Annotated in this window: 1 protein-coding gene; it reads right to left on the reverse strand. The window is 70.7% G+C overall.

Annotated features, from left to right (window positions below; all coding sequences use genetic code 11):
- Positions 1 to 339: 339 nt before the first annotated feature.
- Positions 340 to 1,449 carry an IS110 family transposase gene (locus I2G43_RS01900; RefSeq protein WP_195534892.1) on the reverse strand — a complete coding sequence of 370 codons (1,110 nt, stop codon included), beginning with the start codon at positions 1,447 to 1,449 and terminating at the stop codon, positions 340 to 342.
- Positions 1,450 to 1,587 lie beyond the last annotated feature (138 nt).

The raw sequence follows: 1,587 nt of genomic DNA on the forward strand, positions 1-1,587 counted from the left end.
TAATATGAGAAAGCCATTGTCAATAGGCATGTTCGTTCGAGCCCGGTTTGAAACCGGGCTTTTTCGTTTCCCGTCGGGAGAGCCCGCGCACGCTGCATGGCTTAGTCGACGCTTGCCTGGCAAGCTAATATCCGCGGGCTCTTGCGGGTGCGCTTCCGGCGGTCAGCCCGGTATGTCCGCGCACCCCACCGCATTTCGATTCTCCGTCCGGCGCTATCGTACGAATCCAGTCTTTTGTCGGGCGCGGCCCGGGGGCTGCCCATCAAAAAGGTCGTGAACTCGCGCCGGCGATGCGTCGAGGCGCGGGCCCTCCCGGCGGGAGTCGGTTGTCGCCGGCCGCTAGAGGACGGTCCCCTCGGACCTGCACCCGATCTCCCAGACCCAGCAGGCGAGCTCGCGCGCCACGGCGGCGTTGGCCTTGCACGCGCTCTTGCCCGCCGCGGCCAGCGCCTCTCGGCGGCGGTGGAGCCTGGCGGTGCAGTCGTCCGCCCTCGAGCGTATCGCCGGGGGCACATCGGTGCCGGGGGCTGGGGCCTTGGGCCTCGGGGAGCACGTGGAGTAGTGCCATGCGGACTCTATGAGCGCCGTGCGCGCGAGCGCGTTGCCGGCCTTGGTTATCCCGCCGCGCCGCTCGGACTCGCCGCTCGAGTGCTCCGACGGGGTCAGCCCGCACCAGCTCGCGAAGGCCGGCGCCGAGCGGAACCTGCTGAAGGACCCGGCCTCCGCCGCGAGCCTGAAGGCCGTCAGGGTGTCGACCCCCTTGATGCAGGACAGCGCCTCCACCGTCGCCCGCCAGCGGTCGGTGCCCGCCAGCGCGACGACCCTCCTCTCGAGCTGCCGCCTGTCCGATTCCGCGCAGCGGGCGGCCGTGACGTAGTACTCCAGCGCGTCGCGCTGCGGCCCCTCGAGCCTGATCTCCGAGACCCACCTCCAGTGGGCCCTCGTCCAGGCCCTCTTCCTCGCCCCGTCGGCGTTGCGCTCGTCCCAGACGTGGCCCAGCCTGATCAGGAACATGTTGAGGCGCTGCCTCGAGCGGCGGAGCTCGCGGGTCGCGTCGTCGAGGGCGCGGTCGAGGTCCCGGGCGGCCTCGACCGCCACGTCGGGCAGCGGGACCTCGACGATGTTGTGGGTGGCGAGCATGCGGGCGATGAACTCGGCGTCGCGCCGGTCGTTCTTGCGCCGGGCGTCCGCCGCCGGCCTCTGCATCCTGGAGACGGCGGCCACGGCGCAGTCGAGGCCGAGCGCGCGCAGCTCGCGCGCCATGTGGAAGCCGGTGGGGCCGCTCTCGTAGCAGGCCCTGGGCTCCTCGAAGCCGAGGGCCCACTCCGCGATCTCGGCGGCGTCCGTCCCGAAGCTGCGGTGCACCACCTCGCCGGTGAAGGGGTTGAACGCCGCGGCGGCGACCGATCGCGCGTGGACGTCCAGGCCGATGGAGGTAACATGGGGCATGGGAAGCCTCCTCCCCGCAGGTGCGGTAAGGGCTACCGCACGGGCCGATACTCAAAGCCCATTGTGGCACCCCGAGCCCGCGGAAAGAAGCTGCGCCGCGGGGGAGGCGGCCCCAATGGCTTTCTCATATCGTCTTTT

It is taken from the genome of Collinsella aerofaciens (assembly GCF_015557435.1).
GTDB classification, from domain to species: Bacteria; Actinomycetota; Coriobacteriia; order Coriobacteriales; family Coriobacteriaceae; genus Collinsella; species Collinsella aerofaciens_Z.